The 17715-nt window shown below is 72.8% G+C and carries 18 protein-coding genes; 2 read left to right on the plus strand and 16 right to left on the minus strand.

The window, feature by feature from the left end; genetic code table 11:
* Window positions 1–60: 60 nt before the first annotated feature.
* Both hisS and BLW04_RS02995 read right to left on the minus strand, forming a co-directional pair.
* Entirely contained in the window at window positions 61–1326 is a 1266-nt protein-coding gene (gene hisS, locus BLW04_RS02990) for a histidine--tRNA ligase (protein ID WP_091537171.1), read from the minus strand.
* A complete protein-coding gene (locus tag BLW04_RS02995; RefSeq protein ID WP_091537174.1) occupies window positions 1323–2006 on the minus strand; it encodes an MBL fold metallo-hydrolase in 684 nt (227 codons plus the stop codon). The genes hisS and BLW04_RS02995 overlap by 4 nt, the downstream gene beginning before the upstream one ends.
* A 160-nt stretch (window positions 2007–2166) precedes the next feature.
* Here BLW04_RS02995 and BLW04_RS03000 point away from each other — a divergent pair, with 160 nt between their 5' ends.
* Window positions 2167–3030 carry a peptidylprolyl isomerase gene (locus BLW04_RS03000; protein WP_091537177.1) on the plus strand — a complete coding sequence of 288 codons (864 nt, stop codon included), beginning with the start codon at window positions 2167–2169 and terminating at the stop codon, window positions 3028–3030.
* Window positions 3031–3158: 128 nt separating this feature from the next.
* The gene (locus BLW04_RS03005) at window positions 3159–3593 is read left to right on the plus strand and encodes a DUF3105 domain-containing protein (RefSeq protein ID WP_175483876.1); all 435 of its coding nucleotides are present in this window, start codon (window positions 3159–3161) and stop codon (window positions 3591–3593) included.
* A 57-nt stretch (window positions 3594–3650) separates the two neighbouring features.
* Here BLW04_RS03005 and BLW04_RS03010 read toward each other — a convergent pair whose 3' ends face one another.
* From BLW04_RS03010 to BLW04_RS03075, 14 genes are all read right to left on the minus strand, one after another.
* Window positions 3651–6059 carry a RelA/SpoT family protein gene (locus BLW04_RS03010; RefSeq protein WP_091537181.1) on the minus strand — a complete coding sequence of 803 codons (2409 nt, stop codon included), beginning with the start codon at window positions 6057–6059 and terminating at the stop codon, window positions 3651–3653.
* A gap of 97 nt (window positions 6060–6156) precedes the next feature.
* Entirely contained in the window at window positions 6157–6729 is a 573-nt protein-coding gene (locus BLW04_RS03015; protein WP_091537350.1) for an adenine phosphoribosyltransferase, read from the minus strand.
* Between the two features lie 26 nt (window positions 6730–6755).
* Complete coding sequence (gene secF / locus BLW04_RS03020) at window positions 6756–8132, minus strand: protein translocase subunit SecF (protein WP_091537184.1); 1377 nt, start codon at window positions 8130–8132, stop codon at window positions 6756–6758.
* Complete coding sequence (secD, locus tag BLW04_RS03025) at window positions 8129–9808, minus strand: protein translocase subunit SecD (RefSeq protein WP_091537186.1); 1680 nt, start codon at window positions 9806–9808, stop codon at window positions 8129–8131. Before secD ends, secF begins: the two co-directional genes overlap by 4 nt.
* Before the next feature lie 15 nt (window positions 9809–9823).
* Window positions 9824–10192, minus strand: a complete 369-nt coding sequence (yajC, locus tag BLW04_RS03030; RefSeq protein WP_091537189.1) for a preprotein translocase subunit YajC — start codon at window positions 10190–10192, stop codon at window positions 9824–9826.
* Between the two features lie 162 nt (window positions 10193–10354).
* Window positions 10355–11497 (minus strand): Holliday junction branch migration DNA helicase RuvB, encoded by a 1143-nt coding sequence (gene ruvB, locus BLW04_RS03035; RefSeq protein ID WP_254780996.1) that lies wholly within the window; start codon window positions 11495–11497, stop codon window positions 10355–10357.
* Window positions 11497–12141, minus strand: coding sequence for a Holliday junction branch migration protein RuvA (gene ruvA / locus BLW04_RS03040; RefSeq protein ID WP_091537191.1), 645 nt, complete (start codon window positions 12139–12141; stop codon window positions 11497–11499). The genes ruvB and ruvA overlap by 1 nt, the downstream gene beginning before the upstream one ends.
* Window positions 12138–12704 (minus strand): crossover junction endodeoxyribonuclease RuvC, encoded by a 567-nt coding sequence (gene ruvC / locus BLW04_RS03045; protein ID WP_091537194.1) that lies wholly within the window; start codon window positions 12702–12704, stop codon window positions 12138–12140. Before ruvC ends, ruvA begins: the two co-directional genes overlap by 4 nt.
* Before the next feature lie 240 nt (window positions 12705–12944).
* Window positions 12945–13244, minus strand: a complete 300-nt coding sequence (locus BLW04_RS25655; RefSeq protein WP_139306708.1) for a hypothetical protein — start codon at window positions 13242–13244, stop codon at window positions 12945–12947.
* A 225-nt stretch (window positions 13245–13469) separates the two neighbouring features.
* On the minus strand, window positions 13470–14222 hold the full coding sequence (locus tag BLW04_RS03055; protein ID WP_091537199.1) for a YebC/PmpR family DNA-binding transcriptional regulator: 753 nt from the start codon (window positions 14220–14222) through the stop codon (window positions 13470–13472).
* A 73-nt stretch (window positions 14223–14295) separates the two neighbouring features.
* A complete protein-coding gene (gene pdxT / locus BLW04_RS03060; protein WP_217630812.1) occupies window positions 14296–14952 on the minus strand; it encodes a pyridoxal 5'-phosphate synthase glutaminase subunit PdxT in 657 nt (218 codons plus the stop codon).
* Between the two features lie 23 nt (window positions 14953–14975).
* Complete coding sequence (gene pdxS / locus BLW04_RS03065) at window positions 14976–15872, minus strand: pyridoxal 5'-phosphate synthase lyase subunit PdxS (protein ID WP_256375457.1); 897 nt, start codon at window positions 15870–15872, stop codon at window positions 14976–14978.
* 59 nt (window positions 15873–15931) lie between these two features.
* Window positions 15932–16465, minus strand: a complete 534-nt coding sequence (locus BLW04_RS03070) for a hypothetical protein (protein ID WP_091537205.1) — start codon at window positions 16463–16465, stop codon at window positions 15932–15934.
* An 11-nt stretch (window positions 16466–16476) separates the two neighbouring features.
* Window positions 16477–17700, minus strand: coding sequence for a glycosyltransferase family 4 protein (locus tag BLW04_RS03075; RefSeq protein ID WP_091537208.1), 1224 nt, complete (start codon window positions 17698–17700; stop codon window positions 16477–16479).
* Window positions 17701–17715: the final 15 nt, after the last annotated feature.

A 17715-nucleotide genomic window follows, 5' to 3' on the forward strand; every position in this document is an offset into this window, starting at 1 on the left:
CGTACTCGTTCCGCTCCTCGGTCGCTGTCGCTCCCTGCGATGCTCGCTCGCACGTCATCTTCACCGAGTCACCGTCGCACGTACCTGGTCGAACAGCTCGCCCAGGGGGACGGCGGTCTGCTCCTGCGTGCGCAGGTCCTTGAGCTGGGCCACGCCCTCGGCGAGGTCCCGGTCCCCCAGGACGACGGCGTGCGTCGCGCCGGAGCGGTCGGCGGCCTTCATCGCGCCTTTGAGCCCGCGGTCGCCGTAAACGGTGTCGGCCGAAATGCCGGCCTGCCGCAGCTGCCCGACCAGCCGGACGGCGAGCTTCTTGGCCTCGGCACCCAGCGGGACGACGAACGCCTGCACCCCCGCGTAGGCCGCCACATCGAGCCCCTCGGCCTGCACGGCGAGCAGCGTGCGGTCCACGCCGACCGCGTATCCGATGCCGGACACGTCAGGGCCGCCGAGCGCCGCGGACAGCCCGTCGTAGCGCCCGCCGCCACCGATCGCGGACTGCGCGCCGAGACCGGAGTGGACGACCTCGAACGTCGTCTTCGTGTAGTAGTCCAGGCCGCGCACCAGCTTGGGTGCCTCGGTCCACGTCACGCCCAGGTCGCTCAGGTGCTCCCGCACGGCGTCGTAGTGGGCCTGGGTGGAGTCCGAGAGGTGGTCGACCATCAGCGGGGCGTCGTCCAGTTGCGCCTGCACCTCGGGCCGCTTGTCGTCCAGCACGCGCAGCGGGTTGATCTCCGCCCGGCGCCGGGTGTCCTCGTCCAGGTCCAGCTTCGCCAGGAAGTCGACCAACAGCTCCCGGTACTGCGGGCGGCAGGTCGCGTCGCCGAGCGAGGTCAGCAGCAGCTCGAAGTCGGTGAGCCCGAGGTCGCGGAACCCCTGCACCGCCAGCGCCACCACCTCGGCGTCCAGCGCCGGGTCGTCGATGCCGAAGGCCTCGCAGTCGACCTGGGTGAAGTGCCGGTACCGGCCGGCCTGCGGACGTTCGTAGCGGAACGCCGACCCGACGCTCCACAGCTTCACCGGCAGCGCGCCACCGTAGAGGCGGTGCTCGATGAAAGCCCGCATCAGCCCGGCAGTGAGCTCCGGGCGCAGCGTGAGCGACCGGCCACCACGGTCGTCGAACGTGTACATCTCCTTGGAGACGACGTCGGTGGACTCCCCCACCCCGCGGGCGAACACGGCGGTGTCCTCGAACACCGGCGTCTCCACGTAGCCGTACCCGGCCCGGCGCAGCGGCGCGGTCAGCGTGTCGCGGACGGCGAGGAACTGCGCCGACGCGGGCGGCAGCGTGTCGAAGGTGCCCTTGGGTGCCTGCAGGTCAGCACTCACAGCCCGCGCCCCTTCGGCGCGGCGGCCGCCTCGGCCAGATAGGGGTTGGTCGCCCGCTCGCGGCCGATGGTGGTCGCTGCGCCGTGGCCGGGCAACACCACCGTCTCGTCGGCCATCGGCAGGACGACGTCGCGCAGCGAGGCGAGCATCGACTCCCAGGACCCGCCGGGCAGGTCGACCCGGCCCACGGACCCGGCGAACAGCACGTCGCCGGCCAGCAGTGCGGGCGCCTCACCGGCGTCGAAGGAGAACACGACCGAGCCCTCCGTGTGCCCTGGGGCGTGCCGGACGGTCAGGTCGACGCCGGCCAGCGAGAGGGTCGCCCCGTCGGCCAGCGGCAGCACGTCGGCCGGGTCGGGCAGCGCCACCTGGCCGACCAGCGGCGCGAGGGCCGGACCGTGCCAGCGCATCGGGTCCGACAGCATGCCGCCGTCGGCGGGGTGCAGGTAGGCGGGGATGTCGTAGCCGTCGCAGACCGGCAGCACGGAGAACGTGTGGTCGAGGTGCCCGTGGGTGAGCACGACGGCGACCGGCTTGAGCTTCGCGTCGGCCAGCATCCGGGCGAGCGGTTCGACGGCGTCCATGCCAGGGTCGACCACGACGCACTCGGCGTTCGGCCCGGAGGCGACGGCGTAGCAGTTGGTGCCGAACGCGCCGGCGGGGAACGAGCGGATGAGCACCCGTGCAGGTTACGCGGGGACGATCACCAGCTGGCGTCGCTGCCAGGGAGCCGACAGGTGCCCCACCTAGACTCCCTCCTCGAGACCGCCGGGTGTGTGGCCAGAGCCGGGAGGTGCGGCCGCCCCCGAGAGAGCGCCAATGCCCGAGGAGCCGAGAAGAGTGCCGACCAACAAGCAGCGCCGTGAGGCGGCCCAGCGACGTCTGCAGCGCCAGCTCGAACGGCGTGGGGAGCTCGCCCGCAAGCGCCGGCGCAACCTGCTGGCCGGGGTGGCGGTGATCGCCGTCCTGGTCGTCGTGGGTGCGGCCTTCCTCATCACCAACGTGATCGGCGGCAACGACGACGCCGCGGCCAGCGGCTCGACCGCGGCCAGCAGTTCGACCGCGGCCAGCAACAGCGCCGCGGCCACCACCGCCGCCGCCGCGGCGACGAACGCCGACGGCACCGTGGCCTGCGACTACCAGCCGGACACCTCCGGCAACACCAACCTCAAGGACGTCGGCACGCCGCCGAACCCGGCAGCGACGCTGACCCAGGGCACCAGCACGCTGCTGATGAGCACCGGCCAGGGCGACCTGACCCTGACCCTGGACCGGGCGAAGGCCCCGTGCGCGGCGGCCAGCTTCACCTACCTGGCCCAACAGGGCTTCTTCGACGGCAGCCCCTGCCACCGCGAGGTCAACCAGGACACCTTCGGTGTGCTGCAGTGCGGTGACCCGAGCGGCACCGGCTCCGGCGGCCCGAGCTACAAGTACGCCGAGGAGGTCAGCGCCACCACGACCTACCCGCGCGGCACCATCGCCATGGCCAAGACCAACCAGCCGAACACCACCGGCAGCCAGTTCTTCCTCTGCTTCGTTGACACGAACCTGCCGCCGCAGTACACCGTCGTCGGGACCGTCGACGAGGCCGGCCTGGGCGTCCTGGACGAGATTGCCGCTGCGGGCAACAACGGGGTCAACGGCGCCGGCGACGGCGCGCCGAACGTGCCGGTGACGATCACGAAGATGACCGTCCTCCAGTGACCCCGCGCGGGGCGGTGGGTGGCCCTCGCGGCGCCCACCGCCCTGGCGCTCGCCGGTTGCACGTCGCTGGTCGAGGGGCAGGCGACGCCGGCTCCGGTGACGCTGGCCGGCACACTGGTGGCCGACCGGTGGGGCAGCTGTACAGCACAACCGCCGTCGACTACTCCGAGACCCCACCGGTCGGCGGGCAGCGCGACCCGGTGTGGGCCGACTGCACCGGCACCGTCTACGCCGCGCTCATCCGGCCGGAGAACGCCGTCCACTCGCTGGAGCACGGCGTCCGTGTGGATCACCTGCGACCCGGCGATGGCCATGGTCGCCGACGTCCGGGAGCTCACCGACTGGTCGCCGGCCGGCCCGGCCTGATGCTCTCGCCCTACCAGGGCCAGGGGGCGGCGATCTCGCTCCAGGCGTGGGACCACCAGCTCAGGGTGCGCAGCGCCGCCGACCCGAAGCTGGCGCAGTTCGCCTACCTGCTGGCCTTCAACCCCGACTCGACACCGGAGCCGGGCGCGACCTGCGAGAGCCCAGGCTTCCTGCTGGGCCCACCGCCAGTGGACTGAAGAAGAACTCCTCCCGGGTCCCTCGCAGCCCGGGGACGCCAAGGAGAAGCCGGTGAACTAGGCGGTGACCCGCTCGACGTCGAACACCCCGTCCACGTTCCGCACGGTCTGCAGCACCGCCCCCAGGTGCGCTGGGTCGGCGAGCTCGAAGGTGAAGCGGCTGATCGCCACCCGGTCGCGGCTGGTCTGCACCGACGCGGACAGGATGTTGACTCGCTCGTCGGCCAGCGCCTTGGTGACGTCGGACAGCAGCCGGTGCCGGTCCAGCGCCTCGACCTGGATGGCCACCAGGAACACCGCGCCCGGCTGCGATGCCCACTCGACCTCGACCAGCCGTTCGGGCGTGCGCTGCAGGTCCGCGGCGTTGGTGCAGTCGGTGCGGTGCACGCTGACCCCGCCGCCCCGGGTGACGAACCCCAGCACGTCGTCGCCGGGCACCGGGGTGCAGCACTTGGCGAGCTTGGCCCACACGTCGGTCATGCCGTGCACGACGATGCCCGGGTCGCCGCTGGCGCTGCGGACGACGGTGCGCTTGGTGGGGATCGCCGTCTCGGCGATGTCCTCGGCCGCACCCTCGGCGCCGCCCAGGGCGGTGAGCAGCTTCTCCACCAGCGAGGCGGCCGAGACCTGGTGCTCGCCCACCGCGGCGTACAGGGCGCTCACGTCCGGGTAGTGCAGGTCGGCGGCCAGCGTGGCCAGGGCCTCGCCGCCGAGCAGTCGCTGCAGCGGGAGCCCGGCCTTGCGCATCGCCTTGGTCAGCGCGTCCTTGCCGTCCTCGACGGCGTCCTCGCGGCGCTCCTTGGTGAACCACTGCCGGATCTTGGTGCGCGCCCGGGAGGACCCGACGAAGGACAGCCAGTCCTTGGAGGGCCCGGCCGTGGGCGAGCGGGAGGTGAATATCTCGACCACGTCGCCGTTGGACAGCTTGCTCTCCAGCGAGACCAGGCTGCCGTTGACGCGGGCGCCGATGCAGCGGTGGCCGACCTCGGTGTGCACTGCGTAGGCGAAGTCGACCGAGGTGGACTCTCCCGGCAGGCTGATCACGTCGCCCTTGGGCGTGAAGACGAAGACCTCCTGCGGACCGAGGTCGTAGCGCAACGTCTCCAGGAACTCGCCGGGCTCCTGCGCCTCGCGCTGCCAGTCCAGCAACTGCCGCAGCCACAGCATGTCGTCGCCGGCCGGGGACGGCGTCGGCGGAGCACCCGCTGCGCGTGCCTTCTCCTTGTACTTCCAGTGCGCCGCGATGCCGTACTCGGCGGTGCGGTGCATCTCGTGGGTACGGATCTGCAGCTCGACGGGCTTGCCCTGCGGGCCGATCACCGTGGTGTGCAGCGACTGGTACATGTTGAACTTCGGCATGGCCACGAAGTCCTTGAAGCGGCCGGGCACCGGCTGCCAGTGCGCGTGCATGATGCCCAGCGCCGCGTAGACGTCGCGCACCGACTCGACCAGCACGCGAATCCCGACCAGGTCCCAGATGTCGGTGAAGTCGCGGCCGCGGACGATCATCTTCTGGTAGATCGAGTAGTAGTGCTTGGGCCGGCCGGTGACGACGGCTTCGATCTTGGCCGCCTTGAGCTGCTCGGTGACCGCTGAGGCGACCTCGGTCAGGTAGGTGTCCCGCGAGGGGGCGCGCTCGGCGACCAGCCGGACGATCTCGTCGTAACGCTTGGGGTACAGCGTGGCGAACGCGAGGTCCTCAAGCTCCCATTTGATGGTGTTCATGCCCAGCCGGTGGGCCAGCGGGGCGAGGATCTCCAGCGTCTCGCGCGCCTTCTTCTCCTGCTTCTCCGGCGGGAGGAAGCGCAGCGTGCGCATGTTGTGCAGCCGGTCGGCCAGCTTGATGACCAGCACCCGGGGGTCGCGGGCCATCGCCACGATCATCTTGCGGATCGTCTCGGCCTGGGCCGCGTCGCCGTACTTGACCTTGTCGATCTTGGTGACGCCGTCGACCAGATAGGCGACCTCGGAACCGAAGTCGGCGGTGATCGACTCCAGCGTCGCGCCGGTGTCCTCCACCGTGTCGTGCAGCAGCGCCGCCACCAGCGTGGTGGTGTCCATGCCCAGCCCGGCCAGCACGGTGGCCACGGCCAGCGGGTGGGTGATGTAGGGGTCGCCGCTCTTGCGCTTCTGGTCGGCGTGCGCGGCCTCGGCGACGTCGTAGGCACGTTGCAGCAGGACCAGGTCGGCCTTGGGGTGACTCTGCCGATGCAGCGCCGCCAGCGGCTCGAGCACCGGCCGGATGTCGGTGGAGCGCTGCCCGGCCACGATGCGGCGGGCCAGCCGGTCGCGCACCCGGCGTCGGGGGGCGGCGTCCCGGTCGCCACTGCCGACGGGCTCGGGCGCTACGTCGTCGGGACGGCGGACGGCGGGCCGCTCGGGCAGTGCGGCCCGGGCTGCGACGGCGGCGTCCGCATCGACGGCGGGCGCGCCCGACGTGGACGGAACGGCGACGTCCGAGGCCACGGCTGCTCCTGCGCTGTTGAGGAGGATGGGACCCTCCCCATGCTAGCCGGGTCTCAGCGCAGCCCGCCGCAGGTGGTCACCAGGGGTGGTGGGTCGCTCAGGTGGCCCAGAGGGCGTGTACCGGGTGGGGCGCGATCCGTTGCCGGCCGCCGAGGGCGACCAGCTCGACGACCACGGAGAGGCCGGTGACGATCCCGCCCAGCTGTTCGACGAGCGCGATGGCGGCCTGCAGCGTGCCGCCGGTGGCCAGCACATCGTCGACCAGCAGCACCCGCTGCCCCGGCCGGATCGAGTCGGTGTGCAGCTCGAGTGTGGCGGTGCCGTACTCCAGCGCGTACTCCGCCGACACCCGCTCCCGGGGCAGTTTGCCGGCCTTGCGCACCGGGACGACGCCGGTGCCGGCGGCCAGCGCCACGGCGGCGGCCAGCAGGAAGCCCCGCGCCTCCACGCCGGCGACGACGTCGAAGCCCAGCCCGCCGGACCGACCGTCGGCGCCGCTGATCGCCGCTGCCCGCGGGTCGACGACGGCCGGCTCGGCCAGCCCGTCGACGACCCGGCGGAAGGCGTGACCGTCGGCGAACACCGGGGTCAGGTCACGGAAGACGACCCCGGCCTCGGGAAAGTCCGGAACGTCGACGGTGAGCGAGGCGATCAGCTCGTCGACCGGCATGCCCCCCGGTTCAGCGGCGGCGGAGGTCACCGGCGCTTCTTGCCCGGCCCACGCCCACCGGGCCGCTGCGGCCGCTGTCCCGGGCGCGGCGACGTCGTCCCGCCGGCCGTCGGACGGGTGGGCCGCACGGAATCCGGGGACTCGACCGGCACGTCCACGTCGGGACGCGACGGCAGGTCCGCCGGCCGCTCGACAACCGCGACGGCGGTGGCGCCGGTCGACCCGCCCGCGCCGCGGGCCCGACGGGCCGAGGCGACGGGTGCGTCGGCCCGCGCGGAGACGCCCTGGCGCGCCTCGGCCGACCGGCGGGCCAGCACGCGCTTGCGCAGCGCCTGCTGCTCGGGGTCGCGCTCCTTGAGAGAGACCAGCACCGGCGTCGCCAGGAAGATCGAGCTGTAGGCACCCGCGGCCAGACCGACGAAGAGCACCAGCGCGAGGTCCTTGAGGGTTCCCACGCCCAGCAGGCCGGCGCCGACGAACAGCAGCCCGGCGACCGGGAGCAGCGCGATCACCGAGGTGTTGATCGAGCGCATGAGGGTCTGGTTGACCGCGAGGTTCGCCGCCTCACCATAGGTCATCCGCGCACTCTTGGTCAGGTCCTTGGTGTTCTCGTCGACCTTGTCGAAGACGACGACGGTGTCGTAGAGGGAGAAGCCCAGGATGGTCAGCAGGCCGATCACCGTGGACGGCGAGACCTCGAAGCCGACCAGCGCGTAGATGCCGGCGGTGATCAGGAGGTCGTGCAGCAGCGCGACGATCGCCGCGATGGCCATCTTGGGCTGGAAGCGGATGGCCAGGAAGAGCATGACCGCGACCAGGAAGACGACCAGGGCGATCAGCGCCTGGTCGGTGACGTCACGGCCCCAGTCGGCGCTCACCGACTGCGGGCTGACCTCGCTGGGGTCGACCCCGGCGGTGTCGGCGACCGCGGCGACGACGGCGTTCTCGCTGTCGTTGTCCAGCTCCGAGGTGCGCAGCAGCACGGAGCTGCCGCCGACGACCTGCGCGCTGGCCACCTCGGCCCCGGCGTCCTCGGCCGCGGTGCGGATGTCGGCCAGCTGAGAGCTGGAGGCCGGCACCCGGATGCTGTTGCCGCCGGCGAAGTCGATGCCGAAGTTGAACCCGCGGAACAGCATGGAGGCCAGGCACAGCAGCACCACCACGGCGGTGACCCGGTACCAGAACGTCCGCCGTCCGACGACGTCCAGGCCCGCCTCGCCGTTGTAGAGGCGGTGGGCCAGCGAGGACCGGGCCGGCCGGGGCGCGGGCTCCCCCTCGGTCGGCAGACCGGCATCGGCGAGCGCGGTGTCGTCGGCCGAGGCGGCTGCGTCCTCGCGGACGGTGCCCTCGACGACGCTCTCGTCGGCGGTGTCCTCCACCGGGGGGCGAGGCGTGCCGGTCATCGGGTGCTCCTGTCACTGCTCGTGCTGCCGGCGCCGACGAGCTCCTTGGCGGGGGAGCCGGTCGGGCGGCGGGCGGCGTGGTCGACCTGACCGAGGCCGGAGAACCGATTGCTGCCGAAGCCCTTGACCCGGCTGAGGACGGCGAGCAGCGGGTGGGTGAAGAGGAAGACGACGACCAGGTCCAGCACCGTCGACATGCCCAGGGTGAACGCGAAGCCCTTCACGTCGCCGATGGCCAGCACGTAGAGGATCGCGGCGGCCAGGAAGCTGACCGCGTCGGCGGACAGGATCGTCCGGCGGGCGCGCACCCACGCCCGCGGGGTGGCGCTGCGCAGCGTGCGGCCCTCCCGCACCTCGTCCTTGAGCCGTTCGAAGTAGACGACGAAGGAGTCGGCGGTGATGCCGATCGACACGATGAACCCGGCGATGCCGGCCAGGCTCAGCGCGAAGCCGATCTCCCGGCCCAGCAGCACCAGCGTCGCGTAGACGACCGCCGCGGACAGCAGCAGGCTGGCGATCATCACCAGGCCGAGCAGTCGGTAGTAGAACAGCGCGTACACGAAGACCAGCACGATGCCCAGGCCGCCGGCGATCAGTCCGGCGCGCAGCTGCTCGCTGCCCAGTTCGGTGGAGACCGACTGCGCGTTGGCCTGGCTGAAGGTCAGCGGGAGCGCGCCGTACTTGAGCTGGTTGGCCAGGTCCGTGGCCGAGGTCTGGTCGAAGCTGCCGGTGATCTGGGTGCTGCCGCCGTTGATGGCGCCGTTGATGTTCGGCGCGGAGACCACCCGGTTGTCCAGGGTGATGGCGACCTGGTTGCCCACGTTGGCCGCGGTGTAGGTGGCCCAGGTGGCCGACCCGGAGCTGTTGAAGTCCAGGTTGACGACCCACTCGCCGGTGGTCGCCATCGTGCCGGCCGAGGCGTCGGTGACAGCGGTGCCCTCGATGACGGCCGGCCCGAGCAGGTACTTGACGGTGCCGTCGGTGGAGCAGGCGGCCACGTAGTCAGCGGAACGGTCCACCGCACCGGGGGCTGCCGCATCGTTGCTGCTGCACGTCAGCGTGGCGAACTCGGCCGTCGCCTGGTCCTGGGTCACGCCCGGCCGGTTCGGGTCCGGCGCCGTGGTGTCCGTCGCGGCGGTGTCACCGGCAGGAGCGGTGGTGGGCGTCGCGGCATCCGTCGGCGTCGCGGCGTCCGTCGGCGTCGCGGCGTCCGTCGGCGTCGCGGCGTCCGTCGGGGTGGCGCCGTCCGTCGGCGTCGCGCTGCCGTCGGTCGGCGTGGCCGATCCGGTCGCGGCCGGGGCGGCGGCCGCGGCCTGCAGCACCGGACGGAACCGCAGTTGCGCCGTGGCACCCAGCTCGCGGGCCCGCTCCCCGTTGTCGCCGGGGACGGAGATGACGATGTTGCTGTCGCCCTCGGTGACCACCTCGGCCTCGGCGACGCCGAGGCCGTTCACCCGCTGCTCGATGATCTGGCGCGCCAGCTCGAGGTCCGCGCGGTCGGGGGCCTGGCCGCCGGGAGTGCGCGCGGTCAGCGTGACCGTCGTACCGCCCTGTAGGTCGAGGCCCAGCTGCGGGGTGCGCCGGTCACCGGTGAAGAAGATCAGGGCGTACATCACCACGATGATCAGCGCGAAGACGCCGAAGTACCGGCGTGCGGGGAGTTGACGGGCAGCCATGACGGATGTCCCGGGTCAGCGGGTGCGGTCGGTGGGGTCGCCGTCGCCGTCGACGTACCCGGTCGCACCGGTCGAGCCGCCCAGGGCGCCGGGGGTGTCGTCGGGAGCGACGACGTCCGGACCGGCGGGACGGCGGATCTCCATGATCGCCGGACGGGCGAAGGTGGCCACGACGCCCGGGGAGATCTCGATGTCGACGGTGCCGTCGCCGAGGGCGGCGACGGTGCCGTGCATGCCACTGGTGAGCATCACCGGCGTGCCGATGGTGAGGGACTCCTGCATGGCCACCGCCTTGGCCTGCATGCGCTTGCGCTGCCGCGCGGGCAGCACGATGAGCACGACGAGTGCGATGGCGAGCAGGAAGAACGGGAAGAGCTGTTCCACGACTGGTGAGCCTCTCTACCGCGGCAGCATCGCGCGGTCGGTGCGGCCCGGGTGTCGGGCCGCTCGGGTGCATCGGCGCCGGCGCACTCCTGCGCATGGAGCGACCCCGGGGCGTGACGCGACCCGGGACGCAGCTCCAGTTGCGCGCCAGCGGAGGTGAGTCTAGGCGTCGAACAGTGTCTGTGACGAAGGCCCGGGGGCCGGCGGGTCGGCTGTGCCCCCACTGAGGGGGAGGCCGCCGCGCGGTACCGCGTGCCCCAGGTGGCGGAAGGCGGCCTCGGTCGCGACCCGCCCGCGCGGGGTCCGGGCCAGCAGCCCGGCCCGCACGAGAAACGGCTCGCACACCTCCTCGACGGTGTGCGACTCCTCCCCCACCGCCACGGCCAGCGTCGCCACGCCGACCGGACCGCCGCCGAACCGGCTGACCAGCGCCTCGAGGACGGCGCGGTCGAGCCGGTCCAGGCCCAGGTCGTCGACGTCGTAGAGAGCCAGCGCGGCCTGGGCCACCTCCCGGGTGACCCGGCCGTCGGCCCGCACCTCGGCGTAGTCGCGAACCCGGCGCAGCAGCCGGTTGGCGATCCGGGGGGTGCCCCGCGACCGGCAGGCGATCTCGGCCGACCCGTCGTCGGTGAGCTCCACGCCGAGCAGGCCGGCGCTGCGGGTGAGCACCCGCTGCAGGTCGGCCGGCTCGTAGAACTCCATCTGGCCGACGAAGCCGAACCGGTCGCGCAACGGCCCGGTGAGCAGCCCGGCCCGGGTGGTGGCGCCGACAAGGGTGAAGGGGTTGATCTCCAGCGGGATGGCCGTGGCACCGGGGCCCTTGCCGACGACGACGTCGACCCGGAAGTCCTCCATCGCCATGTAGAGCAGTTCCTCGGCCGGCCGGGCGATGCGGTGGATCTCGTCGATGAAGAGCACGTCGCCGTGGCTGAGGTTGGACAGCATCGCCGCCAGGTCGCCGGATCGCTCGATCGCCGGACCCGACGTGATCTTGACGCCGGTACCGAGCTCCGAGCCGATGATGAGTGCCAGGCTGGTCTTGCCCAGGCCGGGCGGCCCGGACAGCAGCACGTGGTCCGGCGGCCGGCCGCGCCGCTTCGCACCCTCCAGCACCAGATCCAGCTGGCGGGCCACCTTGGGCTGGCCGATGAACTCCGACAGCGAGTGCGGGCGCAGCGCCGACTCGACGACCCGCTCCTCGTCGCCGACCTGAGCCGACACCGCGTCCTCCCGGCCGGGACCCGGTGCGGGGACGTCGCTCTCGCCGAAGGCACCCAGCAGCGGCCGGTCGAACGGGCTGCCCATCACGGCCTGCCCAGCAGCTGCAGCGCCTGCCGGAGCAGAACGGCGACGTCGACGCGGCCGGTGGCGGCCTGCTGCTCCTCGGCGACCGAGTCCAAGGTGGTGAGCACCGGGTCGGCCTCCCGGTTGCTCCAGCCCAGCTGCAGCAGCGCTGCGGCGAGCTGGTCGCGCCACGGCGCGACCGCGGTGATCGGCCCGAGGCCCGCGGGCAGCGCCGTCCCGCCGTCCAGGGACGTGTCGCTCGTGGTCACGCCCAGCCGGTCGCGCAGCTCCAGGACCAACCGCTCGGCGCCCTTCTTGCCGATCCCGGGCACCTGCATGAGCGCCTTGAGATCGCCCATCGACACCGCACGGCGGACCTCCCGGGGCGGGTGGATGGCCAGCACCGCTTGCGCCAGCCGCGGGCCCACGCCGTTGGCGGTCTGCAGCAGCTCGAACAGCTGGCGCTCGTCGTCGTCGGCGAAGCCGTAGAGAGTCAGGGAGTCCTCGCGCACCACCAGGCTGGTGGCCAGCCGCGCCTGCTCCCCCACCTGCAGTCGGGCGATGGTGCCGGGGGTGCACTGCACCGACAGGCCGATGCCGCCGACCTCGACCACGGCGCCGTCGGGGGCCACGGCGGCGACCCGGCCGCTGATACTGGCGATCACCGCGACACGCCCGTCCAGCGCGGCAGCGTGGTGGACCGCACGGGCGCACCGATGCCGCCGGCGAGTGCGGCGATCCGCAGCCGATCCTGGGCCGGGCCGCGCCACACGTGGCAGACGGCCAGCGCGAGGGCGTCGGCGGCATCCGCGGGCTTGGGCGGGGTGGCGAGGCCCAGGACGCGGGTCACCATCAGGGTGACCTGGTCCTTGTCGGCCCGGCCGCTGCCGGAGATGGCGGCCTTGACCTCGCTGGGGGTGTGCCAGGCGACGGGCAGGTCGGCCTGCGCGGCGGCGAGGGCGGCGACCCCGGCGGCCTGGGCGGTGCCCATCGCCGTCCCCTTGTTGTTCTGGGAGAAGACCCGCTCGATCGCGACGGCGGCCGGCCGGTGCGCGCGGATCAGCGCGGTCACGGCGGTGTGCACCTCCAGCAGGCGGAGCTCGAGGTCCAGCTCCGGTGAGGTCCGGACGACGCCCACCCCCAGCGCCGTCGGCCGGGCACCCGGACGCCCCTCGACCACACCCCAGCCGCACCGGGTGAGACCGGGGTCGATGCCCAGCACCCGCATGGTGCCTCCTCCATCGGACGAACACGTGTTCGAGCCACGCTAACCGGCCGCCACGACCGGATGCGCGTTGCGACACGCCCGCACAGGAGTCTGCCGTCTCCGCGGTCAGCGCACCCCGATGGCGATGACCGGGGTGGCTGCGGGGTCCAGCCAGCGCAGCAGGATCTGCAGGCTCCCCCGGTCGACCGCCACGCAGCCGGCGGTCGGGGCGCCGTTGGCGATGTGCAGGAAGTACGCCGATCAGGCACCCGGCGTCCCGCCGCGGTTGTAGTCGATGACCACCGCGTGGTCGTAGACCGGGCCGGCGGCGTACAGGTCCTCCCCCGCCGCCTCGGAGCAGGGACAGGTGCCGGGCAGGCACTGCGCGTAGGAGTTGTAGAGCTCACTGGCCGGGTCCGCGACCCACCAGTCGTCGCCGTCGACCACCCGGTAGGGCAGCGCGGTGCCCGGGTCGGCGGCGTGTGTCGCATGACCACCCCCGCGATCGCGGCCGCGTCCGGTGCCCGGCCGCTGGCAGGCTGGGCAGCAGGGCCGGGGCAACCGAGGGACCTCGAGCGTGTCCCGGTGCCCGTGGGACGAGTGGTACGACTGAGGCGCGGAGCGGCGATCGGCCGCCCGCGACCGTCAGGCGTCGAGCACACCGGACGCCTTCCGGCCCCGGTCCGCTCGCTGGCGCTCGCTCAGCAGATCGGTCGCTCGCTGGTGCTCGCTGGTGCTCACTGCGATGCTCACTCCCTGTCGGCCCCCGGGATGCTCCCGGCACCGTCAGGCGTCGATCTTCTCCATGATTTCGTCGGACACGTCGTAGTTCGCGTACACGTTCTGCACGTCGTCGCAGTCCTCGAGGGCGTCGATGAGCCGGAAGACCTTGCCCGCGGACTCCTCGTCCAGCTCCACCTGCACGCTGGGCACGAACCCGGCCTCGGCCGAGTCGTAGTCGATGCCGGCCTCCTGCAGCGCGGTGCGGACGGCGACCAGATCGCCCGGCTCGCACACCACCTCGAAGGTGTCCCCGAGGTCGCGCACCTCCTCGGCACCGGCGTCGAGCACGGCCATCAGCACGTCGTCCTCGGTGGTGCCGGCCGCCGGGACCTCGACGACGCCCTTGCGGGAGAACAGGTAGGACACCGAGCCCGGGTCGGCCATGTTCCCGCCGTTGCGGGTCATCGCCGTGCGGACCTCCATGGCCGACCGGTTCTTGTTGTCGGTGAGGCACTCGATGAGGACGGCGACCCCGGCGGGGGCGTACCCCTCGTAGGTGATGTTCTGCCAGTCGACCCCGCCGGCCTCCAGGCCAGCGCCGCGCTTGACCGCCCGGTCGATGTTGTCATTGGGCACCGAGGCCTTCTTCGCCCGCGTGACCGCGTCGAAGAGGGTCGGGTTGCCATTGATGTCCCCGCCGCCCGTGCGCGCCGCGACCTCGATGTTCTTGATCAGCTTGGCGAAGAGCTTGCCGCGCTTGGCGTCGATCCCGGCCTTCTTGTGCTTGGTCGTCGCCCACTTGGAATGGCCGCTCACGAGTCCTCCTCGCTGACGCTCGTCGGCCCCCTTCGGGCTGCCGCTGTGCTCGTTGGTGAGCTCGCACGCTCGCTCACTGCCGCTTACCTCCCTCATCGACGGCGCCTGCGTCGGCGCCGTCTGTACCTACGTTCTGGGACCGGGCAGCCCGCACCAGGTCCACGAACAGTGCGTGCACCCGGGTGTCCCCGGTGAGCTCCGGGTGGAAGCTGGTGGCCACCAGCCTCCCCTGCCGGACCGCGACGATCTTACCGTCGGCCGGCCCGCCGACGACCCGGCCGAGCACCTCGACGTCCGGGCCGGCCTGCTCCACCCACGGCGCACGGATGAAGACCGCGTGCAGCGGGCCGCCGGTCACCCCGGCGACGGCCACGTCGGCCTCGAAGGAGTCGACCTGCCGGCCGAAGGCGTTGCGCCGGACGGTCACGTCCAGCCCGCCCACGGTCTGCTGATCGTCCGGCGCGTCGAGGAGGCGGTCGGCCAGCAGGATCATCCCGGCGCAGGAGCCGTACACCGGCAGCCCGCCGCGCACAGCGGCCCGCAATGGCTCGAGCAGCCCGAACCGGTCGGCCAGCTTCCCCATGGTCGTCGACTCCCCGCCCGGGACGACGAGGCCGTCGACGGCCGCGAGCTCCTCGGGGCGGCGCACCGTCACCGCCTCGGCGCCCTCACCGCGCAGCACGGCGACGTGCTCGCGTACGTCGCCCTGCAACGCGAGCACCCCGATCACCGGGGCGGTCCTGGTGGGGCAGCTCACCAGCCGCGCGTCGCGTAGCGCTCGCTGTCGGGCAGGGTGCTCACGTTGATGCCGACCATCGGCTCGCCGAGGCCGCGGGAGACCTTGGCGACCACGTCGGCGTCGTCGTGGAACGTGGTGGCCTGCACGATCGCGGCCGCACGCAGCGCCGGGTCACCGGACTTGAAGATGCCCGAGCCGACGAACACGCCCTCGGCGCCCAGCTGCATCATCATCGCCGCGTCGGCCGGGGTGGCGATGCCGCCGGCGGTGAACAGCACGACCGGCAGCTTGCCCAGCCGGGCGACCTCGCGGACCAGGTCGATCGGGGCCCGCAGCTCCTTGGCCGCCACGAACAGCTCGGTCTCGTCCAGGGTGGCCAGCCGGCGGATGCCGGCCCGGATGCTGCGCATGTGCCGGGTGGCCTCCACGACGTTGCCAGTGCCGGCCTCGCCCTTGGAGCGGATCATCGCCGCACCCTCGGAGATGCGCCGCAGCGCCTCACCCAGATCGGTGGCCCCGCAGACGAACGGCACGGTGAACTCGCTCTTGGCGATGTGGTGTGCCTCGTCGGCGGGGGTCAGCACCTCGGACTCGTCGATGTAGTCGACCCCGAGGGCCTGCAGCACCTGCGCCTCGACGAAGTGGCCGATGCGCGCCTTGGCCATGACCGGGATCGAGACCGCGCTGATGATGCCGTCGATCATGTCCGGGTCGCTCATCCGGGCGATGCCGCCCTGGGCGCGGATGTCGGCGGGCACTCGCTCCAGCGCCATGACGGCCACCGCGCCGGCGTCCTCGGCGATCTTCGCCTGCTCCGGGGTGACGACGTCCATGATGACGCCGCCCTTGAGCTGCTCGGCCATGCCGCGCTTGACGAGCTCGGTGCCGGTACTGGGGGTGTCGGGGTGCAGTGCCACGGTTTGCTGCCTCACGGGGAGAGTCGATTGCGGTCGGTCAATCGTACGGCCGGTCAGCCGGCCGGCCGGCCATCGCCCGCGTGCGCACCCACCACGGCGTCCTGACCGTCGTCGATGTCGAAGTAGCGCGGCCACGGGCGGCGCGCGTGCAGCCGCAGCAGCCGGGACAGCCGGCGACGGCGCAGCGCGCGGGTGTCCCGGACCGCGTCGTTGTAGAACCGCCGCGCCAGCCCCACCCGAACGTCGGCGTCCTCGGCCCCGGACGGGAGCATCGCGTTCGGTACCCGGCGCAACTCCCGGCCCAGCGCGTTCTCCGCCGCCTCCCGGTCGCCGGCGGCCGGCGAGCGGGCACCGGCGGCGGCCGCGGCCAGGTCGTCGGCGGCAGGGCGGCCCAACTCGGCGGCACAGGTGGCGGCGATCGCGACGGCCAGTTCGGCCCGGCGCAGCAGGGCCGCGTCGAGCACGACCCAGGCGCGCCGGACCCGGCCGGCCAGCCGGCGCAGTCGGGTCAGCGTCCAGGCGGTCCAGCCCAGCGAGAACATCAGCAGGACACCGGCCGTCAGCAGCAGCCAGGATCCGGTGGTCACGGAAGACAAGGTTAGCGGCGTACCCGGCGGCGGAAGGGCCCCGACGTCGCGTCGTCCCGCTGGGCCGACGGGGTCGGGCCCAGCAGCGCGCCGTTCTCGTCGGTGCTGGCAGTGACCGCTCCCCCGCCGGGCAGGGCCACGGTTTCGTAGACGGCGAGGATCCGCCGGGCGACCACCGACCAGTCGTAGCCGGCGGCGACGCGGGCGCCGACGGCGGACAGCCCGGCGCGCCGGTCCGGGTCGGCCAGCAGCGCCGACAGCCCCGTCGCGAGGTCGGCGGGGTCGCCCCGACGCACCAGCAGCCCGGCGGCGCCGTCCTCCAGGACCCGGGTGAAGGCGTCCAGGTCGCTGGCCACCACCGGCGCCCCGGCGGCCATGGCCTCGACCAGCACCACGCCGAAGCTCTCGCCCATCAGGTTCGGAGCGCAGTAGACGTCGACCGACCGCAGGAAGGCGGTCTTGTCGGCCTCGGTGAGCTCGCCGAGCAGGGTGACGTGCGGGCGCAGGTCCTCCCCCACCAGTGCCTCGAGTTCGTCGGGGTCGCCCCGTCCGGCGACCAGCAGCTGGACGGTGGGATGGTCGGCGACGACGGACCGCATCGCATCCAGCAGCACCGGCAGGCCCTTGCGTGGCTCGTCGTAGCGCCCCAGGAAGCCGATGGTGGGCGCCTGCGCGCCGCGGCGGTGGCCGGGCAGGGAGGGGCCGGTCGCGAAGGCCGGCACGTGCACGCCGTTGGGGATGACGACCGCGTCGCCGCCGAGGTGCTCGACCTGGACCCGGCGGGCGAAGTCGGAGACCGCGATCCGCCCGTTGATGCGCTCCAGCCACGGTCTTGCCCAGGGGCCGAGGGCGGCGAGCACCTTCGACCGGGTGGTGGCCGCGTGGAAGGTCGCCACGATCGGTCCGCGGGCGATCATGCACACCAGCAGCGAGAGCGATACCGACGCCGGCTCGTGCACGTGGACGACGTCGAAGTGCCCCTCGCGCAGCCAGCGGCGGGCCCGGGCGGCGGAGACCAGGCCGAACTGCACCCCGGCCATCGACCCGTTGTAGGGCACCGGCACCGCCCGTCCGGAGAAGGTGACGTGTTCCGGCAGGAACTCCTCGCGCTCGGCCGGGGTGAGCACCTCGACGTGGTGATCCATGCCGCGCAGCGTCTCGGCCAGGTCGCGCACGTGGTACTGGACGCCGCCGGGGACGTCCCACCGGTAGGGGCAGACCAGTCCGATCCTCATCGTGGGCCGATGCGC

The organism is Modestobacter sp. DSM 44400 (assembly GCF_900107175.1).
GTDB lineage: Bacteria > Actinomycetota > Actinomycetes > Mycobacteriales > Geodermatophilaceae > Modestobacter.

What these genes read in the sequence shown, in the direction of transcription:
- BLW04_RS03015 (WP_091537350.1), bottom strand. Translation starts at nt 6,729, where the DNA reads ATGCCGGTCGACGAGCTGATCGCCTCGCTCACCGTCGACGTTCCGGAC.
- BLW04_RS03075 (WP_091537208.1), bottom strand. Translation starts at nt 17,700, where the DNA reads ATGAGGATCGGACTGGTCTGCCCCTACCGGTGGGACGTCCCCGGCGGC.
- ruvC (WP_091537194.1), bottom strand. Translation starts at nt 12,704, where the DNA reads ATGCGGGTGCTGGGCATCGACCCCGGTCTCACCCGGTGCGGCTGGGGT.
- ruvB (WP_254780996.1), bottom strand. Translation starts at nt 11,497, where the DNA reads ATGGGCAGCCCGTTCGACCGGCCGCTGCTGGGTGCCTTCGGCGAGAGC.
- secD (WP_091537186.1), bottom strand. Translation starts at nt 9,808, where the DNA reads ATGGCTGCCCGTCAACTCCCCGCACGCCGGTACTTCGGCGTCTTCGCG.
- secF (WP_091537184.1), bottom strand. Translation starts at nt 8,132, where the DNA reads ATGACCGGCACGCCTCGCCCCCCGGTGGAGGACACCGCCGACGAGAGC.